The following is a 24,305-nucleotide window of genomic DNA, read 5'->3' on the forward strand; positions in this document are numbered from 1 at the left end:
ATTATCAGCTCGATCATCCGTTATTTGTTACAAATTGATAGGCTATAGCACCCTTATCCTCCTTGCTTGCCAATTTTCCTCAACCTAACTTAATCTCCGGGCCCTAGGCAGCTCTTATCTGAATAAAGTCCTTTTTTAGGTCCGCAGTTTTTCCACGGTCAGGGGCAGGGAAGTCGAAAGATTGGTAGGCATTTTCCAAAGATACAAGCGAATTTCTAATAGCCTTCATGGAATGAATTAAAAATAGTTTGACAATTCTAATTTGTTAAATTAATATATTTCTAGTTAAGAACCAGTGGTCCTATTATAGAACCAAAGAAGGGGGAAGATTGCATGAGAATTGCAACAGATATCGGTGGAACTTTCACTGATTTAGTATATGTGGATGACAACGGGAAATTTGGTTATGCCAAATCACACACAACTCCGCCCCAGTTTGAGAATGGAGTAATTGACGTAATTAAACAAAGTGGGGTCAGCATAGATGGTATAGACATGTTCATTCATGGTTCTACCGTTGTGATCAATGCATTGACCGAAAGAAAAGGTGTAAAAGTAGGATTACTTACGACAAAAGGAACTAAAGATGTCTTGGAAATTGCTCGGGGAAACCGACCTGATTTATATAATTTTAAATATAAAAAACCAGAAGCCTTTGTGGAAAGGCATTTGCGTCTAGAAGTGACAGAACGGTTGGATTACAAAGGAAAGGTCGTTACTTCAATAGTTCAAGAAGATATTGAAAAAGCGATAGAGTATTTTAAAGAAGAACAGGTTGAAGCAATTGCCATTTGCTTTTTGCATTCTTACCTGAATCCTGTGCATGAATTGAAAGCGCTTAAAATTGTGGAGGATTTGTGGCCTGAAGTATCTGTCAGCGTTTCCAGTGATATCACTAAAGAATGGCGTGAGTATGAAAGGACGAATACGACTGTGCTGAATGCATACGTTAAACCGACTGCAAATTCATACATTGATAATCTTTCGAATAAGTTAAGTGATTTTAACATCAAAGAGAACCGGTACATCATGCAATCCAATGGGGGTGTCACGACATTCGAAAATGCGAAGAACATTCCAATCAACATGGTCGAGTCAGGCCCGGTAGCTGGGATTTTCGGAGCCGCCATTTTAGGGAAAATGATCGGTGAAGATAATATCATCGCTTTTGATATAGGCGGAACAACTGCAAAGTGTTCATTAATTAGTGATGGCGAAGTGAAAGTGTCAACGAACTATTATATTGAAAAGTCGGAAAAAACAGCAGGATATCCGATTAAAGTGCCAGTCGTCGATATTGTTGAAATTGGAAATGGCGGAGGTTCCATTGCTTGGATTGATGAGATCGGCTCTTTGAAAGTGGGGCCACAATCGGCAGGCTCATTACCAGGCCCTGTGGCATATGGACAAGGCGGGACACTGCCTACTACGACTGATGCCAATTTGTTTGTTGGGAGGCTTTCAGGGAAAAACTTCGATTACGAAGTGGACATGGAAAGAGTAAAAGGGGCAATTGATGAAAATGTCGCTAAGCCATTCAAAACATCCACTGAAGAAGGGGCCCTCGGAATCATCGACATCGCGAATTCAAATATGCTTAACGCGTTAAAGCTTATATCAGTGAGAAAAGGGTATGATCCACAAGATTTTACATTGTTGGCATTCGGCGGCGGAGGCCCAATGCATGCGGCTGAACTTGCCAGGGACCTTGGAGTGAAAAAAGTGGTCATCCCATTGGCTTCATCCGTTTTCTCAGCTTGGGGCATGTTGATGACAGATTTAAGGCATGATTATATCCATACCTATATAAAATTGCTGAATACATTGGATTTAATGGAAATGAATCTGAAATGGGAAGACATGGAGTTTAATTCCAAAAGACAATTTGCTAAAGAGAATGTGGATGACGGGAAGATTGTATTCAGTCGATTCGCAGATTTACGGTATATCGGTCAAGAGCATACCGTGAAAGTTCCTGTTCCGAATGGTGAATGGAATGATCAGGTTAAAGCGGATATCATCAGCCGATTCCATCAAATGCATGAACAAGTTTATTCGTTCAACTTACCGGAAAGTGCAATTGAAATTGTTAATTTGCATCTCACCAGTTTCGGTATAGTGGACAAACCGGTCATTTCTGAAATGAAAGAAAGTGAATCGACCGTGGAGGATGCAAAAATTGAAGAGCGAAAAGTGTTTTTCAATCAAACCGGATGGTGTCTCACCCCTGTATACGAACGGACAAAATTGGCAAGAGGACATGAATTGATCGGTCCGGCAATTGTCGAGGAACAATCCGCTTCCACTGTCATTATGGAAGGACAAAAATTATCTGTTGATGCTTTTGGAAATTTAATCATTGAAACTGGGGTGAAATAATGATGAAAACTGCCAATCCGTTTGCTTTAGAAGTGATCAAAGATTCGCTGCTCTCCATCGGTGAAGAGATGTTCATCGCTTTAGCCAGGACTTCGATGAGTCCGATGTTTTACGAAGTATTGGATTATGCGTGTGGCCTGACTGATGCAAAAGGAAACTTAATCAGCCAAGGAAATGGTGTCACCAGTTTTATCGGCATGCTAAGTCCGATGGTTCAGCACATACTCGATAAATATGACGGTGGAAACAAATTGTCTGAAGGAGACATCATCATCATAAACGATCCATATGTAGGCGGGGGATCACATTTGTCGGATGTTGGTCTTGTGATGCCGATTTATTTTGAAGGCGAGCTTATTGCGTTCTCTGCCAATAAAGGACATTGGACAGAGGTGGGAGGAAAAGATCCAGGCTCCTTTACCAATAATTCAACAGAGATTTATCAAGAGGGCTTGCAGATGCCTGGAATCAAACTCTTTGAAGCAGGAAAAGTGAATGAAGGCATTGTAGAAATGATTGCTACGAATGTAAGATTGCCTCAACTATCTCTTGGGGATATGTGGGCGCAAGTAGCTGCGCTTAGAACTGGTGAAAAAAGAATGAAAGAACTTTGCACGAAATATGGGAAAGGTACCGTGTCCTCCACGATGGATAACCTGATTGAACAGGCGGAAAAATATTCAATGAAGGAGCTGGGGAAACTGCCGAAAGGAACTTTTGAAGCCCAAGATTTCATCGAGGGTGATCCTTCAAAAGGAGGGCCATATCCTATAAAAGTAAAAGTTACGATTACGGACGACGAATTCATCTGTGATTTCAGAGGCTCCCATCAACAAGTGATGAACCCAGTAAATTGTTCTTATTATGGCTTGTTATCCAGTGTCAGGGTGATGTTCTTGGCAATCATCAGACCGAAGTTCAATGTGAATGAGGGTCTATTCAAACCATTGAGAATTATCACTGATGATCATTCAATTGTTTCAGCAACAAGGCCATCGCCAGTATCGATGAACTTCGAAGCACGGATCGGCGGTGCGGAACTGATCTGGAAAGCTTTAGCCCCATTGCTTCCCGACCGCTTAACTTCCGGCCATCTTTTATCCGTCTGCTCCGTTTTATTGTCGGGAAAACATCCTGAGACGAAAGAGCCGTTCCTTATTGTTGAACCAACTTTAGGCGGGTGGGGAGCAGGTGAAGACCAAGATGGTCAAAGAGGCCAATTTTGCATGGGTAATGGTGAAACATACAATATGCCGATTGAAATCGCGGAAGCCAGGTATGGAGTGAGAGTTGAAAATTATGGACTTAGATGTGATGGAGAAGGAGCGGGGCAGCATATCGGTGGTTCAGGTGTAATACGTTCGTATAAAACTTTAAGTGATGGCCAAGAACTGACGGTTAGTTTTGGCAGACATCAATTTCAGCCTTGGGGAATGAATAAAGGAGAAAACGGGTCATCCAGCTATATAAAAATCCATAAGAAAAACGGTGAGGTCATCGGGCCATTTGGTGTCACGTCGAGATTGAAATTGGATAAAGGAGATACAGTCCATCTAGTCACTGCCACTGGCGGAGGGTATGGAGATCCTGCTGAAAGGGACGTACAGGCTGTGTTAGGAGATGTTAAAAACGGTTACATCACTGTTGAACAAGCAAAAGAAAAATTCGGGGTCATAGTAAATGATAAATGCGATAGCATAATCGGCTATACAGAATTACGCCAGTAGCCAGGGGGATGGGACATGACTTTAAAAACATTGGAAAATGCACTTGATGTGCTTTCTTATTTCACTGCGGAAACACCTGAATGGGGATTAAGAGATTTAGCCCGTAAAATGGAGATGAACCATACCGTCTTACACAGGATACTGAAGACATATGAAGAAAAAGGGTACCTCATCCAAAACGATAGTACAAAAAACTATGAGTTGGGTTTGAAGTTTTTAGAGTTTTCCAGTGTGATTAAACAAAAAATGAAACTCTCGGAATTTATCCAGCCTGTAATGAAGGAATTGGCAGACGTTGTGAATGAAACGGTCTTTCTAACGCTAAAAGATGGAGATGACGGGGTTACTGTTGAAATTGCGGAATATGAGCAGCAAATCAAATTTAATGTAATGGTGGGCACACGCACTCCCCTTTATGTGGGGGCTTCTTGTAAAACAATCATGGCCTTTCTGCCAGAGGAAGAACAATTGAAAATAATGAAGAAAGATATGAAAGTCTTTACCGAAAAAACGATGACCGACAAACAGGAATTGCTGGAAGATTTAAAAATCATCAAGGAAAAAGGTTGGAGTTTTACGAAAGGAGAGTTCTCGGATGCTGTCTTTGGGATGGGCACCCCGCTATTCAATGGCTCAGGCAAAGTAATTGGATCACTGACGATTGCGGGACCTTCCTACAGGATGCCGGAAGAGAGGTTTGCCGAGACTTTGGAAATCCTAAGAAAGAAAACAGATATCATCCAGCAATATTTTAATAAGTTCGGAAATTTATACAATTAGGGGAGATTTCAAATGGTGAATAAAAATCAAACAGAGAAAAACCATCCGACGATATTTAATCCTGCAATCTTTTTTGTAATTGTATTAATGGCTGTCATTGGAGCTATGATAGGTGTTCAACTTATTACTTCTTTAGGCATTTCCGCAAATACATCAATCGTTGGAGCTGTATTCGCCATGATTCTGGCTCGGATTCCTCTGAAATTTTTATTTAAATTCAAGTCAATCCATAGCCAGAATTTGGTGCAAACTTCTATCTCATCAGCAACTTTCGGAGCTGCCAGCAGTTTGATGTTACCAATTGGAATACCTTATGTGCTTGGGATGCATCATTTAATTATGCCATTGTTTATCGGTGTGACCCTTGCCATGATTGTTGATGCCCTTCTGCTTTATAAAATGTTCGACACGAAAGTATTCCCCGCAAAACAAGCCTGGCCACCGGGGATTGCAACCGCTGAAGCAATTAAAGCTGGAGATGAAGGCGGTAACCGGGCAAAGTATTTACTTACCGGAATTGGAATCGGAATAATTGGAGCAATTTTGAAAATTCCCATGTCGGCGTTCGGTGTTGCATTCATAGGGAATATTTGGGCGCTAACGATGTTCGGCATAGGGCTATTATTGAGAGGTTACTCGGTTCCGCTGTTTGGAATAGATATCAATGAATTGTATATTCCTCATGGATTTATGATAGGGGCGGGTCTTGTTGCACTCATTCAGGTGATCGTTTTAATTTTCAATAAAAAGAAAGAAGTCGCAGTACAAGATGAGGAATTCTCTAAACCTACCAAAGAGTTGGGTCAAGCGTTTGGATATGGATTCATTGCTTACACAGCCATATCAATCCTGCTGGCAGTTTTGGGCGGAATATACACGCAAATGTCAGTTGGTATGTTAATCGGCTTCGTCCTTTTTACAATGGTAGCGGCATTTGCCCATGAATTGATTGTTGGTATTGCAGCCATGCACGCAGGTTGGTTCCCTGCTTTTGCTGTAGCGCTCATTACATTGATTATTGGGATATTAATCGGATTTCCGAAAGAAGCATTGGCATTATTGGTCGGATTCAGTGCATGTACTGGTGTTGCATTTGCTGATATGGGATATGATTTGAAGACGGGTTATATCATTCGGGGAAATGGCGAAGATATGGAGTTTGAAAGAAAAGGGCGCCGGAATCAGTTGTATGCCGGCCTAGTTGGTTTTTTCGTAGCGGCAATTGTCGTGGTGGTGTCATTTGAATCCTATTTCTCCCAAGGGCTGATCCCGCCTGTTGACCTTGTGTATGCAACAACCATTGAATCTGGAATTTCCAATGGTATTGCTAGAGATTTAATGATTTGGGCTATCCCCGGTGCCATTCTTCAATTGATCGGTGGTTCAAAAAGGCAAATGGGAATTTTATTTGCTACTGGTCTACTTTTATTGACTCCAATTGCGGGATGGGCCGTTTTGACAGGTATTGTCTTACGAATCATCATTATGAAAAGAAGTAACGGTAAATATGAACAACAAATGACGATAATGGCCGCTGGTATCATTGCCGGTGATGCAATATACAGTTTCTGCAACTCCATTTTTAAAGCTGGAAAATGATCGGTTAAATCTATCTATCAATCTAGTGCTGCTTCTCACATCGCCTCTAGATAAATATGCAAAACATATGGAAAGCCGCAGGCCATGATAGGGCAGGTACTGCTTAATAAAGATGGGGAGCCGCGAGAGTGGTTTCCCTTCTTTTATGATGTCCTCCCAAAAAAAGGAGCTCCCTGGGGATTCTATGAAGATTTATATACATGATTGAAGGTATATCGAACTAGGCACTTTGGATGGGAATGGATAAAAAGTACCATTTATTCAAAATTCGTAATATTACGATAAATTTTGGCGATAATTCGACAAAATCATGATATATTATTCTAGCATTTTACTAAACTAGAAGGGTTGTGAAGTATGTCGTACAAGATGCATGTTAAGAAGATGCTCGCCCCGATTCTTGCTGTGAGTTTGATTACAGCGCCATTTACCGTACCGGGGGAGGCATCCGCCAAAGAGTCTAATAAGAAACCGGCCACGACTGAACCATTTATCATTTCAGCTCCTACTGTTCATTACTCAAAAGGCACCAAAGCGACTGTAACGGTCACACCGAAAAAGGGGAACAAAGGAAATGAAACCGTTGTCTTTCAATTAATGAATGGGACGAAGGTCATTTCACAATCAGCCGTTGAGGCGGATATTAAGTCGGCCCAAAAGTTCTCGGCGTACTTCAACTCATACAAATCGGGTTATTGGGTTAACGTATCGGTTGTCTCGAATTATAACGGCCATACGAGTGACTTCGGCAAAAGCCTGGCAGCTTCCGTTTCGGATGCACCATTTGAACTAAGGGTCATGGAAACGACTGATATACACACCAATCTGGTGAGCTATGATTATTATAAGGATGCCGTATCGGACTCCGTCGGCTTTTCCCGCACGGCATCTTTAATCAAACAGGCACGAAAAGAAGTGATAAATAGCGTTTTAGTGGATAACGGCGACCTTATTCAAGGGACCCCCCTAGGTACGTACAAAGCGAAAATAGCGCCTCTGAAAAAGGGTGAAGTCCATCCCGTTTATAAAGCGATGAACTTGCTTGACTATGATGTGGCCACATTTGGCAATCATGAATTCAATTATGGTTTATCTTATTTGGACGAGGCCATCAACGATGCGAACTTCCCTTACGTCAATGCCAATGTTTATAAAAAGGATAAAGACAATAATCCAAAGAATGATAAAAATAAATATGCTCCTTATAAAATCGTCACGAAGAAAGTGAAGGACATCAATGGAAAAGAAAAATCAGTAAAAATAGGATACATTGGATTTGCCCCTCCGCAAATCATGGATTGGGATAAAGCGAATCTAGACGGTAAGGTCATGACAAAGGAAATCGTCACGACTGCAAAAAAATATGTACCTGAAATGAAGAAAAAAGGCGCGGATGTCATCGTGGCCCTCACGCATTCCGGGTTTAATGGCGATACCAAGAATACCGAGGATGTCATCTATTCATTAAGCAAGGTATCCGGTATCGATGCCATCACGTTCTCCCACACGCATAAAGTCTTCCCGGCACAAGATGAGGCTTCTTTAGACAGCCTATTCAAAGATAGCCAAGGAAAAGTCCTTGAAGGCGTGGATAATAAAAAGGGTACCATCAATGGTGTACCAGCCGTTCAAGCAGGATATGGCGGCAGTAATCTCGGGATCATCGATCTTGATATCCAAAATATCAAGGGGAAATGGAAAGTCGTGAATTCCGAGTCATCAACACGGGCAATCAACGACAAAATAACAGGAAAAAAAGCGGCTGAAGATGCAGCTGTCGTCAAAGCCGTGAAGAAGGAACACGAAGGAACGATAAAGTATGTTAACACGCCAATCGGAACGACTACAGCTCCAATTCATAGTTATTTCGCCCTTGTGCAAGACGATCCTTCCGTACAGGTCGTGACGAGCGCACAAAAATGGTATGTAGAAAAATACATTCAAAGCAACCGCCCTGAATACAAAGACCTGCCCATCCTCTCTGTAGGAGCACCATTCAAAGCGGGGCGCAATGGCGTCGAGGAATTCACGGAAATCAAGGAAGGCGGACTGACCATCCGCAGCGCCGGTGATTTATATTTATACGATAATACCTTGAAGGCAATCAAGATCAAAGGGTCCGTGGTTAAAGAGTGGCTTGAGATGTCTGCCGGGAAATATAATACGATCGATCCTGCCAAGTCTGAGGAACAGGAGCTGCTTAATGGAAAGTTTGCCGTCTATAATTTTGATGTGATTGACGGTGTCACTTACCAAATCGATGTCACCAAGGCTCCGCGCTATGATGAAAAAGGGATAAAAGTGTCGGATTCAAGCAGGATTGCAGATTTGAAATATAATGGTGAACCAGTGGACCCGAATCAAGATTTCATCGTCGTGACGAATAATTACCGTGCTTCGGGCGGGGGGAACTTCCCGGGAGTCAAGGGCAGCGAATATGTGGTTGACTCTGCGGATGAAAATCGCCAGATCTTGATGGATTACATCACACAAGAGGGTAAGATCAATCCAACCGCTGATAATAACTGGTCGATAGCACCGATTTCAGGCAAGGTGAACGTTACTTTCACCTCATCGCCAAAAGGTGCGGAATATTTAAAGGAAGACAGCCCGATTTCCTATACAGGCAAAAAGGATGATAAAGGCTTTGGCATTTACAAATACAATTTAGGAAAAGAAAACGTTAAGGTGCAACTGCTCGGGATCAATGATCTTCACGGCCAGCTTGATACCACCTCCGATTTCGGCGGCATCAAACAAGGGCGTGCCGATTATTTAGCCGCGCACTTGAAGCAGCGTAAAGCTGAAAACCCTGAAAATACTCTTTTACTTTCGGCAGGGGATGCCGTTGGGGCAAGTGCACCCGTTTCTTCTTTGATCCAGGATAAACCGACGCTTCAGTTTTTGAATAATATGAAATTCGATGTCGGAACTGTCGGGAACCATGAGTTCGACAAAGGGGTAGAAACCTTGATGGCTCAGATCAATGGCGGAAAGTCGCCAACATCCGAAGTGGTATTCGATAAATTGAACTTTCCATATGTAGTGGCCAATGTCGTATATAAAGACACGAAAAAACCGATTTTGGACCCTTACGTCATAAAAAAGGTCGGCGGGGTTGATATTGGGTTCATAGGTGTAGTCACTAATGCAACACCTCAAAAAGTAAGTCCGGATGGCATTAAGAATGTGGAATTCATAGAACAGGCACCTGCCGTAAATAAGGCGGTTAGTGAGTTGAAAGGTAAAGGCGTCAAAGCGATCGTGATCATTTCACATGACCCGGGCACGGAAAAGGAAGGGGTCATCACAGGCGAAGTGGCTGATCTTGCCAATGCCGTGGATGATGAAGTGGATGTGATCTTAGCCGGAGATAATCATGCAAAGGTCAATAACTATGTCGATAATAAATTGATCGTACAAGCTTACTCTTATGGAACGGCTTTTGAAGATGTGGATTTGGAAATCGATCCAAGCACAAAGGATATTGTCAAAAAGTCAGCTGAGATTGTTACGGTTACACAAGATGGCATCACACCGGATGCCGGGACGACGAAATTCATCAACGACTACCTGGACATGTTCCCCGAGCTGAAAGCTCCGCTTGGGACAACGGACGAGAAAATTTTAAGAACCAACGCCTATACGCAGGAAACGAGCCTTGGAAATTTAATTGCCGATTCAATGAAGGCCGATTTGAACTCCGATTTTGCCTTCATGAATCCAGGCGGAATCCGTGCAGATATTCCAAAGGGGGAAGTCACTTTTTCCGATTTAGCGAAAATCCAGCCGTTCGGAAACGTATTGGTTAAGCTGGAACTGACTGGAGCGGAAGTGAAAACGCTGCTTCAACAGCAATGGATCGTGGAAGGATCTCCGAAAACTTTGCAAATTTCTGGACTGAGCTATACAGCCGACTTCAGTAAACCTGTCACGGAGCGTGTCACCTTATTGAAGAAAGCGGACGGAACACCGATCAAGGATACCGAAACATACACGGTGGCCGTCAATGATTTCATGGCAAGCGGCGGTGATAACTATACCGTCCTGAAAGGAAAAGAGCGCGTGTTTGGACATGCAGACCTGGAAGCATTCGTTAACTATGTGAAAGAGACCTTTAAAGGCGGAAAGATCACCGCAGGAATTGAAGGCAGAATTACGAATATAAATAATTAGTTGAGGTTTACTCGTAAAAATAGCACATTTACTCGTGGGTTTAGCGGGTTTACTCGTGAAAATTGAGCAATTACTCGTGAGTTTTCAACTTTTACTCGTGAAACTCTAAAGGGAGCGCTCCTTAATATAAGGGGCGCTCTTTTTTGTGATTAATAGTTTCTGAAAATGGAAAAGTTCAATCTAAATAGCAAGGTGACCCCATGCTATATAGGGAATCATTGCTAAACCTGATGTACGGTCTATTTTATAAAACTCGAATGCCGTCACTGTTATCAAGGTCAGCAGTGAAGCCATTTCAATAAAGGCTGTTCCGCGCAAGCCCCATTTGAAGAATAAAAAAGACCATAAGAAATTCAACCCTAGTTGAGTATCATGGAGGAGTTCAGCGGACTTCGATTCTTTTTCTTCAATGCGATATTTCGCTATTCCCATAATCGTATAAAGGCTGGTCCAAGCAACGGGGAAAGTCCGGGAAGGAGGAGCAAAAGCAGGTTTCTTGAGTTTGTCATAAATTTCTTTTGAATTCCTTGTGGCGAATATCCCCACAAGTGAACCTCCGACGACAGGTATCAACACACTTTTAGCCAATTTTCCGTAGTTCATAATGCAATCCTCTTCTTTCTTCATTTCTTATACCTTTACTTTCGCACCTGAAAATAAAACATCCCCTTTAATCAAGAAGTGTAACTTTCTTCCAAACTTTACGTCGGTAGTATTAAGAAAAGGGGGGAATACCGATGAACCGTAAAACAATGATGCTAATGTTCAGTTTGTTCCTTTTACTTGCTGGATGCAGCAGTTACGAAAAAGGTGATTCAGCATCGGAATCACAGGATGAAAAGGCGGAAAGTAAAATGGACGCTTCCATTTCCGGGAATAAGGTGCAGGAAGAAGCAGCGGAAAAGGAAGGGATGACGGATGAAAGAAAGGTCATCCATCAGGCCCAGCTTGAGTTGAAGGTGAAGAACCTTGAAAAGGCACTAATGAAGATTGAGAATAAGGCGGCTGGATATGGCGGATATGTTGTTGAGTCCAATGTATACAGGGAAGATGAAGAACTGGTGGAAGGAACGATCACTGTTCGGGTCCCTGAAGCCCATTTTCAGGATTTTCTAACCGATAGCGAGGGCGAGGCTTCAGAAGTGGTCGGAAGGAATGTGACAGGACAGGATGTAACGGAGCAATATGTGGATCTAAAAGCAAGATTGAAGTCAAAGAGGGCAGTGGAGGAAAGGTTACTTGCATTCATGAAGGATGCTGAGAAGACGGAAGATTTGCTGAAAATATCATCCGATCTTGCCGTGGTGCAAGAAGAAATAGAGCAGCTGACCGGGCAAATGAAGTATCTTGAAAACCAGACCTCATATTCGACGGTCACCATTACGTTATCACAGGACAGGATAGTTGTGCCGGGCATTGATAATAAGGAATTGAATACATGGGAGAGGACAAAGAAACAACTTGCAACGAGTGCGAATCTATTACTTAAAGCGGGTTCAGGAATCATTGTTTTTATAATCGGAAACTTGCCGATCCTCATTATTTTAGGCGGAGCTGGTGCGGTGGTCCATTGGGTGATCAAAAGAAGGGGTAAAAGGTGAAGGCAAGAAATAGAGGGTGCCAATTAGATTGGCACCCTCTGGCATTTATCTTTTCCGTTTATGCAAGCCGGTCACATAATACAGGACTACCAACAGTAAGATCCAAATCGGACCAACGATTAGAGCGATTCTTGTATCTGCTGAAAAACCGAGTACGATCATTACGAATACTAAAAAGGCTAAAGTGAAATAAGAAGTCAATGGGAAAAGAGGCATCTTGTAAGATAAGCCTTGTTTTTCTCCCTGACTCATTTTTCGTCTAGACATAATCTGTGTGACAAGTATCGTTCCCCATGTCCAGAGGGCGCCGAATGTAGCGACACTTGTGACGTAAGTGAAAACTTTATCGGCTTCCATGTAGTTAAGGTAAACGCCGAAAAGAAGTACGATAGCCGAAACGATAATGGCAACGCCAGGAACGCCTGACTTTGTTGTACGTTCGAAACTTTTTGGTGATTCACCTTGCTGTGCCAGGTTGAATAACATTCTTCCTGTACTGAAGATCCCGCTGTTACAAGATGAAAGGGCTGCTGTCAGTACGACAAACTGAATGATTCCTGCTGCGCCTGGTATACCGATTTTATCAAACATCATAACGAATGGGCTGTTTTCTCCATTCATTTCATCCCATGGAGTGATTGATAAAATGACCGTCAGAGCTAAAACGTAAAAAAGTAAAATCCGATAAAAAACGGTATCGATGGCTCTTTTTAAAGATTTTTCAGGGTTTTTAACTTCACCTGCGGTTACACCGAGCATTTCAATTCCCAAATAGGCGAACATGACCATTTGGAACGAGAGGATGACTCCAGAAATCCCATTAGGGAAAAATCCACCATTTTCAACAAGGTTGCCGAAACCGACCGCGATTCCGCCGTTCCCCAAACCAAAGATGATCATTCCGAAGCCAAGGACAATCATCAGGATGATCGTTACGATTTTAATGAGGGCGAACCAAAACTCCAATTCACCGTAAGCTTTTACAGCAAGAAAGTTAATCGTTGTCATGATGGCAAGTGCGGCTAACGCCCAAGCCCATTGCGGAGTATCAGGGAACCAAAATTGCATGTAGATTCCGACTGCCGTAATTTCGGCCATACAGGTGGCGATCCAAACGAACCAGTAATTCCATCCGGTAATATATCCGGCAAGAGGACCGACAAATTCGCTTGCGTAGCGGCTGAAGGAGCCTGCGACTGGATTTTTTATTGCCATTTCACCTAGTGCACGCATGATAAGATAGATCATAAGTCCGCCAATGGCATAAGAAATGATGATTGCTGGACCGGCTAATTTAATCGCAGATGCCGAGCCGAGAAATAAACCGACTCCAATGGCTGCGCCAAGAGACATTAATGCGATATGTCTTTCTTCCAAACCTCTATGTAGTTGAGATTCTTTGGAGTTTTGCATAATTTTCCCCTTTTCTATGTTGGAGTTTAATTTTCTCTATCTAGCATTTTATCACTAGTAGAGGAGAATACATATTATTTATTGATTTTTCACATAATATTACAACTAAATAATATATTTTAATAGGATGAATGTAAAGCAAAAAATGAAAACGCTTACTACAGGAGTGCTCCCGTGTTTTTTCTCGTATAATCATTTTTCGAAACTATTTATAATGCTATACAAACAAAATATAATTATGTGATTTTTCAAAAGATTTAGATATTTAAAAGTGGAAAAGCTGTCCCAAAGATAAGGAATAGCTTGGTTTAGTTTCATCATTGCCAGATGGCGGAGGCCCATTCAGGATGATCAATGAAAGGGTTGCGATTATGCTGATATTGATTATAAATGATCTCATTTCGGTTACGCTCGAATGCATCTACAGGATCCTGTTCATTCCACTCCAGCAAGACAGCCAATTTACCATGATAAGGGGCGGTGCCATTGTTCACTTGATTATTCAGCTCTAAATTGACTTCCCCTGCATCACCCTCGTAACGAACCGCCATATAAAACAGCATCCGGGCGACATCACCTTTGACGCTATCGCGAGGTTCCCACGAATCAGAATCATAGTAATTTCCTGTCGCTTCGGTATGTTCAGAGCCTCCATTATCAAAGTCCAGGTTGTTTCTTGTACTGTTGACGGAGGCATCAGTAGGGCGAAGGTGGTTCATTCTTTGTGAACATGTGATTCCTCCATAATTCGATTCATGACCATTTCCAGAGAAATTGGCATGTATATGTAAGGTTATGGATATTAGCCGCTTTTTCCTTTTGGATTGTCAAAAATGAGAGAAAACAGCTAGGGATGCTTAGCGGAATTTAGTGAAATAGCCCGGGAAATATCGAAGGCTGTCATGGAAATGACACGAAAAACCGTCAGCATGCTACTGACGGTTTTTTTTACTCTGTTTTATAAGAAGACTTTGAATGAAACTCAATAACAATGATCCGATTAAAGCCCCCCAAAAAGAATCGATTACAAAGCCACTGACAACATAGGAAGTGATTTGGAATGTGAAGGCATTGATAATGAAAGAAAACAACCCGAACGTCAGGATGGTGATCGGCAATGTGATAAGTTGGAGGATGGGTCTAACCAGCAAGTTCATGATCGATAATATAAAAACCGCCAGCAAGGCAGTTCCGTAAGATTTGATCGTGATGGAGTCGAGAAGCCAGTCAATAACGAGCAATACCAGCCCGTTGATAAGAAAACGCATGATTATGTTCATGAAAAACTCCTCCTGAAGTCACTTTCTACAAGTCATTATACTAAAATTTAATGAATTCAGTTATATGTTTGCAGAATTGTCACAAAAAAAAGAGGATACGATATGCATTCCCAGAATGGAATAGACGCTTTTTATTTAAAATGTCCTTCGATTTCAGAAATCCGCTCCCTTTCCGCCGACCGTCTGCCAAGCCTCCTCGGCGCAAGCGCCTGTGGGGTCTCGGCTAGCCAGTAATTCGGCAGGAGTTTCGCAAATTTCTTCAATCCAATATAGGTTTTATCAATATAAAAGTAAACCATGACGGTAAGCAAGTCCTGTTTTAAAAAGACGTTTCGACTACAGCCTTTTCATTTAAAAGGTCCAGTCGATTTCAGAAATCCGCTCCCTTTCCGCCGACCGTCTGCCAAGCCTCCTCGACGCAAGCGTCTGTGGGGTCTCGGCTAGCCAGTAATTCGGCAGGAGTGTCGCAAATTTCTTCAATCCAATATAGGTTTTATCAATATAAAAGTAAACCATAACGGTAAGCAAGTCCTGTTTTAAAAAGACGGTTCGACTACAGTCTTTTCATTTAAAAGGTCCAGTCGATTTCAGAAATCCGCTCCCTTTCCGCCGACTGTCTGCCAAGCCTCCTCGACGCAAGCGCCTGTGGGGTCTCGGCTAGCCAGTAATTCGGCAGGAGTGTCGCAAATTTCTTCAATCCAATATAGGGTTTCATCAATATAAAAGTAAACCATGAAGGTAAGCAAGCCTTGTTTTAAAAACACGGTTTGGCTACAGTCTTTTCATTAAAAGGTCCATCGATTTCAGAAATCCGCTCCCTTTCCACCGATCGTCTGCCAAGCCTCCTCGGCGCAAGCGCCTGTGGGGTCTCGGCTAGCCAGTTATTTGGCAGGAGTGTCGCAATTTTCTTCCATCCAATGAGGATTACAGGTGAAAAAAATTTAAAGGATAAACTAGTTTTAAACTTGGTTCCGAATAGATATCTGCCTGCAGTTTTTATTTTAAAAAACATTTCGGTTGATTGGAACGGAAGGTACGAGACTCCTGCGGGAAAAGCGTGGCCAAGGGAGACCCCGCAGGCGACGCCGAGGAGGCTCCCGGACCGCCCGCGGAAAGCGAGTGCCTGTAGTGGAAATCAACGTTTCTTATTACAAACCCTCAAAAAGGACGTTTCAGCTAGTTTTCTTCAATCCGTTGAGGATTTTATAAAACAGTAAAAAACCATGAAGGATAACTTGATTTTTGTAAAATTATGGTTGTGATAAGACCATTCCGAACCCCATTTGTCTACAAAATGGGATTCATTAGGTTCTCTTTAGTTGTTGGCAATGATCTTTTCGAATTCACTTAATTCCAAAGTGTTTTTTAATTTGGGATTGGTGTTTAAGGAAAGCAGGGCACTTTCAATAAGAAAGGTTCGCGGTTCAACGTTTTGTAATAATTCCTCTTGGATAAAGTGAATCAATTTTAAGTTTTTAACCCGTTCCGCTTCATCATCTTGGCAAAGCCTCAAGATCATCTTTTTTAGGTCATTTGCAGAGTGCAGGAGTGCTGTATGAAAATCCTGCTGGTTATGGAAGCACTCAGGCAGCCATTGCTTGATGAGATCGGGTTCCAAAAGCTGTGCATTTGACTTGCTGACATCTTCGAAAATCGATTTAATCCTATCGACACAATAACGGATAATTTCAGTAGGGTTGAACTCGGGCTCTTTAGCCAAGGCATTAAAATGAATCGTTTGATGCATCATTCCCGAGTAAAGAATGGCACAGTCCAAAATATAAGGTTTTTTATCAGCACCGAAAATATCCAGAAACCGTTTTGATAACCAATGGATATGCTGGAATTTAGCGTGTGTTATGAAGTTCTTAAGTTCTTTATCATTTGAAATCATTACTTCTTCATATAAGAAAAAGATTTTGTTGTTTTTGTTTGAGTGCATTTGTAATTCTGATTGTTTGATGAATATTTCAATATCTGCAAGGTTTTGCCCAATCAGCAATTCATTCCGCTCTTTTTCGAATTTTTCTTGAGAAGTTAGGAAGACTGCCTTAAGCAATTCGCTTTTAGAAGAAAAATAGTTGTAAAATGTTCCTTTTGAAATGCCGCTATAATCTAAAATATCCTGAATGGAAGTTGCTTGGTAACCCTTTTCAATAAATAATTGGTGCGCATATTTAACTACCATTTGTTTGCGCTCATTCATATATATCACCCTTACTCTTATTGGACGGTCATTTTAACGTAATAGTATCTTATTTTCTATATGAACACAAACCTGTACAAATTCTCTAGCAAAATAAGGGGGATGGCCTTTTGTTTCAGCTGATTCAGGAAGGGCTCTGTTGAAAGATAGGATTCACAAAAGCAATGAAAAATTCAGTTTCTGTGCATCAGGCTATTCGTCATTCTGTAAATAAAGTCTGACGAAGTGAACAAAGTCACAGGAGAACAATTCGGTTTGTTATAAGATGAATAGAAGGAATGAGGTAAAGTAGTTCAAAGTATCTATGATTATTCGTTAACCATTCTCGATTGCTGTCCCATTGGTAGGGGAAATGATAAAATCACTCGTCATGAAGGAAAATCGCCTATAAGGGTCGTATACCATTATTAGGAATGGAATTATGTGAATAGGCTGTTCCATCAGCATTTATACCTTTTGCACTATCCATATTATGGGTGTGTTTGGTGTTATATCATCAACGAACGAATAATGAATTGATTATTATATTAAAATTATTATAAATAAGTATTGATTTTTTTCTGAGAAGCTTTATCATTATATACATAAATAATAATGAAAAGGTGGTTCAATTATGTCGAATAAGAAAAACCTTACTACAAGCTGGGGAGCACCAGTTGGAGACAATCAAAACTCTATCACTGCCGGCGAACGCGGCCCTGTGCTCATTCAAGATGTACACTTATTGGAAAAGCTAGCCCACTTCAACCGTGAACGTGTCCCTGAACGTGTGGTTCATGCGAAGGGTGCCGGTGCATACGGCACTTTCGAAGTAACGAACGACCTTTCTCAATACACGAAAGCTAAACTTTTCAATGGTGTGGGCAAGAAGACAGATCTGTTTATCCGTTTCTCCACAGTTGCAGGTGAATTGGGTTCTGCAGATACAGTCCGTGATCCGCGTGGATTTGCCGTTAAATTCTACACCGAAGAAGGAAATTACGATATTGTCGGTAATAATACGCCAGTATTCTTTATTCGCGATGCGATTAAATTCCCCGACTTCATTCATACACAAAAGAGAGATCCTAAAACACATTTGAAAAATCCTACGGCTGTTTGGGATTTCTGGTCACATTCACCGGAATCCCTGCACCAAGTGACGATCCTGATGTCCGATCGGGGCATTCCTGCTACACTTCGCCATACACATGGTTTCGGTAGCCACACATTTAAATGGGTGAATGCAGAAGGAAAAGGCGTTTGGGTGAAATACCACTTCAAAACAGAACAGGGCATCAAAAACCTAGATGTGGACCTTGCTGCAAAACTAGCAGGGGAAAACCCTGATTACCATACGGAAGATCTTTTCAATGCCATTGAAAAAGGGGACTTCCCTGCCTGGAAATTATATGTTCAAATCATGCCTCTGGAAGATGCGGATACATACCGTTTCGATCCATTCGATGTGACGAAGGTATGGTCTCAAAAGGATTATCCGCTGATTGAGCTTGGCCGTATGGAATTGAACAGAAATCCTGAAAACTACTTTGCTGAAGTAGAGCAAGCCACATTCTCACCGGGAACATTCGTACCGGGAATTGAGGCTTCCCCGGACAAGATGCTTCAAGGGCGTCTATTCGCATACGGAGATGCACACCGTTACCGTGTGGGCTCGAACCATAACCAGCTTCCGGTTAACCGTCCGAAAGTGGAAGCGAACAACTATCAGCGTGATGGCTTCATGCGTTCAGATGACAATGGCAAGGGATCTGTTTATTATGAGCCGAATAGTTTTGGCGGCCCTGCCGAATCAACGGAAAATAAATTCACTCCTTTCGAGGTAACCGGGAAAGCTGCACAAGTTGGTCATAATAGTGATGATCACTACACTCAAGCAGGTGACTTATACCGTCTATTGAGTGCCGAAGAGAAAACGCGCCTTGTTGACACGATCGTGGGCGCAATGAAACCTGTGGAATTAGAGGAAATCAAGCTTCGTCAAATCGGTCATTTTTATAAAGCCGATCCGGAATACGGAACGCGCATAGCCGAAGGTTTAGGTTTATCAGTACCGCAGGAAGTGTAATATATGGTACTCCCAATCTAGTAAATGCAAACAGGCATCCATTCATGAATGGATGCCTGTTTTGTTTATGCAGGGCGCCGTTTTTAAATGACATCCGACAAGTTCGTTAAGAATATATAGTTATAAATGTCTTCAGGGAAAGTTTTGCAATCAGATTAATTGGGGGCCAGTTAAGATTTACAGTAAAGGGTGGTATTAATGACCAGTAAAAAGGTTCGGGTGTTAGTGGGCAGTCCAATTTACCAAAAACCACATATTTTACAAAAGTTCCTGCTTTCACTCAAACGGTTGGATGCGGAGGGGAAGGAACTTGCCTATTTTTTCATTGACGACAATGAAGATGAGCGATCAAGCAAGATGCTCGAAGATTTCAGTCAGGAGCAGAACAATGTCAAATTACTGGCATCCAATCAAAGCGATGTTTATGTGTGTAATGGCACTACCCATTACTGGAATGAAAATTTGGTATGGAAGGTCGCGGATTTCAAAAATATGATAATCGAACATGCGATTAAAGAACAATATGATTATTTATTTCTAATCGATTCAGACCTCCTGCTATATCCTCAGACCATCAACCAGCTTATTTCTGCAAATAAGGATATCACCTCTAATATCTTCTGGACAAAATGGCAGCCTGATGCCGAAGAGCGTCCTCAAATTTGAATTGCCTCACAAGTTATCCGACATACGATTGAAGCATCTGGGCTGGGCCAAAAAAGAAGATCGGATGGCGAAATTCAAAAGATATCGGGAATTGGACCCTGATGGTACGTATGGAAGTACTGAGCAATATCAAAGCATTCTGGATGAAAACCCCAATTTGGTTCGTTTTGAGGAGTGACTTTTGCTTTGGCAATAATTAAATCGAATCAGCATACATTTGGTTAAGAGGAGGTGCAGTATGGATGTTTTTGTGCGGCAAAATGATTCCTTGTGGTATTATAGCCAGTTATTCAAGGTGAATTACCAACTTATCATTGATTCCAATAGTGGGATAGATCCACTTGCACTTATGATTGGCCAACAAATCAAAATACCTGGCTTTACGACAACCGGCTATAGTATAAAGCAAGGTGATTCGTTATGGGCAATTGCCAGGTCACGCAATCTTTCATTGGATGCCCTATTTTTAGTTAATCCCAATCTCAACCCGAATGCCTTGCAAGTCGGTCAGACAATTTCTGTACCATTAAGGATTACGTGGAGGCTCATTCAAGGAAATCGGGAATATGCTTATGAGACGATGATGACCGATGTTAGACGTTTGAAAACAATCTATCCATTTATAAAAACCTCGCCCATCGGGGACTCCGTGCTTGAAAGGGATATCCCCGAAGTTCTGATTGGAAATGGCAACAAACGAGTTCACTATAATGGTTCCTTTCATGCGAATGAGTGGATAACGACGCCTGTGATCATGACCTTTTTAAATGATTATTTACTTGCAATCACGAATCAGGCTGACATTCGCGGTCTAGATATGTTTCCCTTTTATCAACAGACGATGCTGTCGATCGTCCCAATGGTGAATCCGGACGGAGTGGAGTTGGTTTTGAAAGGACCGCCTGCAGATGAGCCTTTGAGAGGACGGCTCATCGAATGGAATAATGGCAGCGAAGACTTCTCTGGCTGGAAAGCCAATATTAATGGGGTAGATTTGAATGATCAATTTCCCGCCGAATGGGAACTGGAACAAGCCCGTAATAATGTAACGGAGCCAGGTCCGGCTAATTATCCAGGGGAAGGGCCGCTTACACAGCCAGAGGCCATTGCAATGTCTGAGTTGACAAAAAAACGTGATTTTGGCAAAGTCCTTGCGTTCCACACCCAAGGAGAGGTGATTTTTTGGGGGTTTGAAGGTTTGGAACCACCCGAGTCGGAAACGATAGTCAATGAGTTTGCGAGGGTCAGTGGATATGAGCCTGTTAAATCCGCCAATAGTTATGCAGGGTATAAGGATTGGTTCATTCAGGATTGGCGCAGGCCGGGATTTACCGTGGAGCTGGGCAAAGGAACGAATCCCCTTCCCATATCTCAGTTCGATGAGATTTATCAGAAGTCGCTTGGGATTTTCTTGGCAGGGTTATATATGTGAAATTTGACCAAATGAAAAAGCTCAACTCCGTTTCCATGGGGTAGAGCTTTTTAGTCTTATAAACTATTAGACTTGAAACGATGAGGGCTGCTGCAAAAAATAAGTAAAGTTATGCTTTACTTATCGATTGCATGATTAAATTGCTTTTTAGCTTGAAATGAACGGACATTTTCCATGCCTCGGTTATATTGCAGCCCCTACCAAAAGGAAATCTAATAGTTTTACGGTAAAGAAGTTAACCTTCCTTAGCGCTAGTATTGGCCCCACCTACGCCATATACTGTGACGGCCACGCATGCCATCCAACCTAATTTCATTATAATAGAAAGCGCTTACATTTTCAAAAATAATCGTACTGCAAATTTCGACATTCGTATAAGCGTCCCTTACCAGTAGGTGGAGAATGAGCATATTACTGATAAGGGCCCTATAAGATTCAGGTTAATTTGCAATGAATTCCTGTAGCTTTTGCCTTAGGCCACCATTGCCGAATTTAATGAACTTTGTCTTTCCGGCTTCCTGTTCCGAGGTAGAAGCGAAATCCAAAAAGGCTAAAAGGTTGATCCGGCGGTGAAGGATATGGACAATGCCGTATTCATAGAACCAATGATCGATCGTGTTGTAAACCCCTTTATTCAGTCGATATTTCTGCTGGCACCAGTGGAAAAATAGTCTGTCAGGAAGATTAAGGTACTCCATATCTTCTAAGCCCCCATTTTTCTTCTCATTCATGACAGGGGAAATGGTCCTAAGCAATTCCTTTTGCATAGTAAACTCCTCCCTCATTGATAAAAACGAAAAAACCCCCTATTCCTGTTGAATAGAGAGCCTCCAGTAGACTAGTCAGCTTATATATATTCCTTATATAAAAGCAGTATAAAGTTTATTAATCCTATTTGTCAAGTTGGTATTTGATAACGGGAAATAAATATATTCATTTCCTGTTTTCAGTATGAATTTAAATGAAAATACGAATAAATATTTATGTTTATTCGTTTATAGTTCGTATATAATGTTTTTGAGGAATTAAGGAGGAGAGACTGAATGTATAAATCGAAAAAGATTTTATTATTGGGCTCGGGTGAATTGGGGAAAGAGGTCATACTTGAAGCTCAGCGATTTGGTGTGGAGACCGTTGCTGTAGACCGCTATGAACATGCCCCTGCCATGCAAGTCGCTCATCGCAGTTATGTGATCGATATGCTGGATGCGGAACAACTAAGGGGAGTTGTAGAGAAAGAACAACCCGATTTGATTGTACCGGAAATAGAAGCCATCGCCACATCCGAATTAGTCAAGTTGGAAGAGGAAGGCTTTCAAGTCATTCCGACAGCAAGAGCCGCTAAATTGACGATGGATCGTGAAGGGATCAGGAGGCTGGCTTCTGAAACTCTGGAGATTCCGACAGCAGCCTACAAATTCGCAAACACTTATGAAGAATTTGTCCAAGCTGCCAAGGAAGTTGGGTTTCCCAATGTCGTCAAACCGCTGATGAGTTCTTCAGGTAAAGGGCAAAGTGTGTGCCGCACGGAAGGTGACCTGGAGGATTGCTGGAAAATCGCGATGGAAGGCGGCCGGGTTCAAAATGGACGGGTGATCATTGAAGAATTTATCCGTTTTGATTCGGAAATCACGCTGCTTACTGTCCGGACCGTAAATGGTACCATGTTTTGTGCTCCAATCGGTCACATTCAGCAGGGCGGGGATTATATTGAATCCTGGCAGCCGCATAACATGACAGAAGCACAAATAATAGAAGCGAAAAGAATTGCCCATGCCATTACGGATGAACTTGGCGGGTACGGATTATTCGGGGTAGAGCTGTTCCTCTCAGGGGATAAAGTCTATTTCAGTGAAGTTTCCCCACGTCCGCACGATACGGGGCTAGTGACATTGGTGACTCAGAATTTGTCCGAGTTTGCCCTTCATATTCGGGCGATTCTAGGATTCCCCATCCCGGAAATCAAGTTGATCAGTCCGGGTGCCAGCCGTCCATTAAAAGCGCAAGATGAGTTATCGGAATATTCAATAGTCGGTGTTGAACAGGCTTTGGCTTTACCTAATACACAAGTGCGTCTTTTTGGTAAACCTGTTACAAAGGCAGGTAGAAGGGTTGCGGTCGCCCTGTCGTCTGCCGATTCCATAGAGGTGGCGAGAGTGAATGCGGCCCGTGCTTTGGAATGTTTAGTTGTAGAGAAAGAATAGTGAAAAAAGCGCTCTTTGAATGGAGCGCTTCAGCTTGTCGACAAGAGGGAGCAGATTTCTTAAATCAAATGGAACATGATCTTCACTCCAGGTACTCGCTTTCCGCGGGCGGTCCTGAAGCCTCCTCGGCGCCATTTGCGCCTGTGGGGTCTCCCTTGGACACGTTTTTCCCCGCAGAAGTCTCGTACCTTCCATTCCAATCAACTGGAATGGTTTTTAAAGTAAAACGTAGGCTGGTCTCATCCCGAACGGTTTAAGAATAGTTTGTACTTCATGATTTTCCTGCCGAATAACTGGCTAGCCGAGACTCAGCTAGATGCTTGCGACAGGAGGTTTGACAGTCAGTCGGCGAAAAAAAGCAGATTTTCAAAAAAATGTAACGTTTCTCAAAGATGACTTTGTCTGCTGTCTTACTCTAAAGCATCCTTATTCGGATGCTTTATTTTTTTTGCTCTTTTCGTAAGGAGTGTTGTTTTTAAAACGAAACTATTTAAGGTTGATTGGAGCGGAAGTGCGAGACTCCTGCGGGAGCAGCGGGACAGGTGAGACCCCACAGGCGTATTCGCCGAGGAGGCTCACCGCCCGCCCGCGGAAAGCGAGCATCTGGAGGGGAAATCAACCACAACTCACTACCTGGTAAATAGCAACAAAGTATGTGAAAACAGCCATTTTTTTCTCCATTAATAGCACATTAAACTCCTAACAATCATCCGATTTGAAGATGTTCAATGACCTGTAAATATACCCTAGCTACTGATAATTTCCCTGAATAAC

18 protein-coding genes and 1 pseudogene are annotated in these 24,305 nt (G+C 42.2%); 10 read left to right on the forward strand and 9 right to left on the reverse strand.

The window, feature by feature from the left end; all coding sequences use genetic code 11:
• Positions 1 to 333 precede the first annotated feature (333 nt).
• The 5 genes from ACFX4H_RS18840 (at position 334) to ACFX4H_RS18860 (ending at position 10,661) form a co-directional block, all read left to right on the forward strand.
• Positions 334 to 2,379 carry a hydantoinase/oxoprolinase family protein gene (locus tag ACFX4H_RS18840; protein ID WP_377436014.1) on the forward strand — a complete coding sequence of 682 codons (2,046 nt, stop codon included), beginning with the start codon at positions 334 to 336 and terminating at the stop codon, positions 2,377 to 2,379.
• Entirely contained in the window at positions 2,379 to 4,106 is a 1,728-nt protein-coding gene (locus ACFX4H_RS18845; protein WP_377436015.1) for a hydantoinase B/oxoprolinase family protein, read from the forward strand. The genes ACFX4H_RS18840 and ACFX4H_RS18845 overlap by 1 nt, the downstream gene beginning before the upstream one ends.
• A gap of 15 nt (positions 4,107 to 4,121) precedes the next feature.
• A complete protein-coding gene (locus tag ACFX4H_RS18850) occupies positions 4,122 to 4,886 on the forward strand; it encodes an IclR family transcriptional regulator (RefSeq protein ID WP_133351357.1) in 765 nt (254 codons plus the stop codon).
• A 12-nt stretch (positions 4,887 to 4,898) separates the two neighbouring features.
• Complete coding sequence (locus ACFX4H_RS18855; RefSeq protein ID WP_377436016.1) at positions 4,899 to 6,485, forward strand: OPT/YSL family transporter; 1,587 nt, start codon at positions 4,899 to 4,901, stop codon at positions 6,483 to 6,485.
• A 357-nt stretch (positions 6,486 to 6,842) separates the two neighbouring features.
• Positions 6,843 to 10,661: a bifunctional 2',3'-cyclic-nucleotide 2'-phosphodiesterase/3'-nucleotidase gene (locus ACFX4H_RS18860; protein ID WP_377436017.1), complete on the forward strand. Its 3,819-nt coding sequence runs from the start codon at positions 6,843 to 6,845 to the stop codon at positions 10,659 to 10,661.
• 180 nt (positions 10,662 to 10,841) lie between these two features.
• Here the strand turns inward: ACFX4H_RS18860 and ACFX4H_RS18865 are convergent, their stop codons facing one another.
• Positions 10,842 to 11,264 (reverse strand): TspO/MBR family protein, encoded by a 423-nt coding sequence (locus ACFX4H_RS18865; protein ID WP_377436018.1) that lies wholly within the window; start codon positions 11,262 to 11,264, stop codon positions 10,842 to 10,844.
• A 134-nt stretch (positions 11,265 to 11,398) separates the two neighbouring features.
• Here ACFX4H_RS18865 and ACFX4H_RS18870 point away from each other — a divergent pair, with 134 nt between their 5' ends.
• Positions 11,399 to 12,262, forward strand: coding sequence for a DUF4349 domain-containing protein (locus tag ACFX4H_RS18870; protein WP_377436019.1), 864 nt, complete (start codon positions 11,399 to 11,401; stop codon positions 12,260 to 12,262).
• Between the two features lie 45 nt (positions 12,263 to 12,307).
• Here ACFX4H_RS18870 and ACFX4H_RS18875 read toward each other — a convergent pair whose 3' ends face one another.
• The 7 genes and pseudogenes from ACFX4H_RS18875 to ACFX4H_RS18905 all read right to left on the reverse strand — a co-directional run bounded on the left by ACFX4H_RS18875 (position 12,308) and on the right by ACFX4H_RS18905 (position 17,161).
• Positions 12,308 to 13,675, reverse strand: a complete 1,368-nt coding sequence (locus tag ACFX4H_RS18875; protein WP_057278004.1) for an amino acid permease — start codon at positions 13,673 to 13,675, stop codon at positions 12,308 to 12,310.
• A gap of 317 nt (positions 13,676 to 13,992) precedes the next feature.
• A pseudogene (locus ACFX4H_RS18880) lies at positions 13,993 to 14,463 on the reverse strand (endonuclease I family protein); the annotation flags it as partial.
• A 144-nt stretch (positions 14,464 to 14,607) separates the two neighbouring features.
• Positions 14,608 to 14,955: a phage holin family protein gene (locus ACFX4H_RS18885; protein ID WP_048685276.1), complete on the reverse strand. Its 348-nt coding sequence runs from the start codon at positions 14,953 to 14,955 to the stop codon at positions 14,608 to 14,610.
• A gap of 131 nt (positions 14,956 to 15,086) precedes the next feature.
• Entirely contained in the window at positions 15,087 to 15,254 is a 168-nt protein-coding gene (locus ACFX4H_RS18890) for a hypothetical protein (RefSeq protein WP_377436020.1), read from the reverse strand.
• Positions 15,255 to 15,306: 52 nt separating this feature from the next.
• On the reverse strand, positions 15,307 to 15,471 hold the full coding sequence (locus ACFX4H_RS18895; protein WP_377436021.1) for a hypothetical protein: 165 nt from the start codon (positions 15,469 to 15,471) through the stop codon (positions 15,307 to 15,309).
• 52 nt (positions 15,472 to 15,523) lie between these two features.
• The gene (locus ACFX4H_RS18900) at positions 15,524 to 15,673 is read right to left on the reverse strand and encodes a hypothetical protein (protein ID WP_377436022.1); all 150 of its coding nucleotides are present in this window, start codon (positions 15,671 to 15,673) and stop codon (positions 15,524 to 15,526) included.
• Between the two features lie 597 nt (positions 15,674 to 16,270).
• Positions 16,271 to 17,161: a TetR/AcrR family transcriptional regulator gene (locus ACFX4H_RS18905; protein WP_034310372.1), complete on the reverse strand. Its 891-nt coding sequence runs from the start codon at positions 17,159 to 17,161 to the stop codon at positions 16,271 to 16,273.
• A gap of 613 nt (positions 17,162 to 17,774) precedes the next feature.
• On the opposite strand from ACFX4H_RS18905, the gene katA reads away from it, so the two are divergent.
• The 3 genes from katA (at position 17,775) to ACFX4H_RS18920 (ending at position 21,327) form a co-directional block, all read left to right on the forward strand.
• Positions 17,775 to 19,229: a catalase KatA gene (gene katA / locus ACFX4H_RS18910; RefSeq protein WP_249599060.1), complete on the forward strand. Its 1,455-nt coding sequence runs from the start codon at positions 17,775 to 17,777 to the stop codon at positions 19,227 to 19,229.
• Between the two features lie 198 nt (positions 19,230 to 19,427).
• Positions 19,428 to 19,895, forward strand: a complete 468-nt coding sequence (locus ACFX4H_RS18915) for a glycosyltransferase family protein (protein ID WP_249599061.1) — start codon at positions 19,428 to 19,430, stop codon at positions 19,893 to 19,895.
• A gap of 238 nt (positions 19,896 to 20,133) precedes the next feature.
• A complete protein-coding gene (locus ACFX4H_RS18920; protein ID WP_063589807.1) occupies positions 20,134 to 21,327 on the forward strand; it encodes a M14 family metallopeptidase in 1,194 nt (397 codons plus the stop codon).
• Positions 21,328 to 21,767: 440 nt separating this feature from the next.
• Here the strand turns inward: ACFX4H_RS18920 and ACFX4H_RS18925 are convergent, their stop codons facing one another.
• Entirely contained in the window at positions 21,768 to 22,094 is a 327-nt protein-coding gene (locus ACFX4H_RS18925; protein ID WP_241636476.1) for a hypothetical protein, read from the reverse strand.
• A gap of 276 nt (positions 22,095 to 22,370) precedes the next feature.
• Here ACFX4H_RS18925 and purT point away from each other — a divergent pair, with 276 nt between their 5' ends.
• Entirely contained in the window at positions 22,371 to 23,531 is a 1,161-nt protein-coding gene (purT, locus tag ACFX4H_RS18930; protein WP_377436023.1) for a phosphoribosylglycinamide formyltransferase 2, read from the forward strand.
• The last annotated feature ends 774 nt before the right edge of the window (positions 23,532 to 24,305 follow it).

The organism is Peribacillus sp. YIM B13477 (assembly GCF_042787955.1).
Classification (GTDB): Bacteria; Bacillota; Bacilli; order Bacillales; family DSM-1321; genus Peribacillus; species Peribacillus frigoritolerans.

Coding starts and splice junctions, on each gene's coding strand:
- ACFX4H_RS18840 (WP_377436014.1), top strand. CDS start 334: ATGAGAATTGCAACAGATATCGGTGGAACTTTCACTGATTTAGTATAT.
- ACFX4H_RS18845 (WP_377436015.1), top strand. CDS start 2,379: ATGATGAAAACTGCCAATCCGTTTGCTTTAGAAGTGATCAAAGATTCG.
- ACFX4H_RS18850 (WP_133351357.1), top strand. CDS start 4,122: ATGACTTTAAAAACATTGGAAAATGCACTTGATGTGCTTTCTTATTTC.
- ACFX4H_RS18855 (WP_377436016.1), top strand. CDS start 4,899: ATGGTGAATAAAAATCAAACAGAGAAAAACCATCCGACGATATTTAAT.
- ACFX4H_RS18860 (WP_377436017.1), top strand. CDS start 6,843: ATGTCGTACAAGATGCATGTTAAGAAGATGCTCGCCCCGATTCTTGCT.
- ACFX4H_RS18865 (WP_377436018.1), bottom strand. CDS start 11,264: ATGAACTACGGAAAATTGGCTAAAAGTGTGTTGATACCTGTCGTCGGA.
- ACFX4H_RS18870 (WP_377436019.1), top strand. CDS start 11,399: ATGAACCGTAAAACAATGATGCTAATGTTCAGTTTGTTCCTTTTACTT.
- ACFX4H_RS18875 (WP_057278004.1), bottom strand. CDS start 13,675: ATGCAAAACTCCAAAGAATCTCAACTACATAGAGGTTTGGAAGAAAGA.
- ACFX4H_RS18885 (WP_048685276.1), bottom strand. CDS start 14,955: ATGAACATAATCATGCGTTTTCTTATCAACGGGCTGGTATTGCTCGTT.
- ACFX4H_RS18890 (WP_377436020.1), bottom strand. CDS start 15,254: ATGGTTTACTTTTATATTGATAAAACCTATATTGGATTGAAGAAATTT.
- ACFX4H_RS18895 (WP_377436021.1), bottom strand. CDS start 15,471: ATGGTTTACTTTTATATTGATAAAACCTATATTGGATTGAAGAAATTT.
- ACFX4H_RS18905 (WP_034310372.1), bottom strand. CDS start 17,161: ATGAATGAGCGCAAACAAATGGTAGTTAAATATGCGCACCAATTATTT.
- katA (WP_249599060.1), top strand. CDS start 17,775: ATGTCGAATAAGAAAAACCTTACTACAAGCTGGGGAGCACCAGTTGGA.
- ACFX4H_RS18915 (WP_249599061.1), top strand. CDS start 19,428: ATGACCAGTAAAAAGGTTCGGGTGTTAGTGGGCAGTCCAATTTACCAA.
- ACFX4H_RS18920 (WP_063589807.1), top strand. CDS start 20,134: ATGGATGTTTTTGTGCGGCAAAATGATTCCTTGTGGTATTATAGCCAG.
- ACFX4H_RS18925 (WP_241636476.1), bottom strand. CDS start 22,094: ATGCAAAAGGAATTGCTTAGGACCATTTCCCCTGTCATGAATGAGAAG.
- purT (WP_377436023.1), top strand. CDS start 22,371: ATGTATAAATCGAAAAAGATTTTATTATTGGGCTCGGGTGAATTGGGG.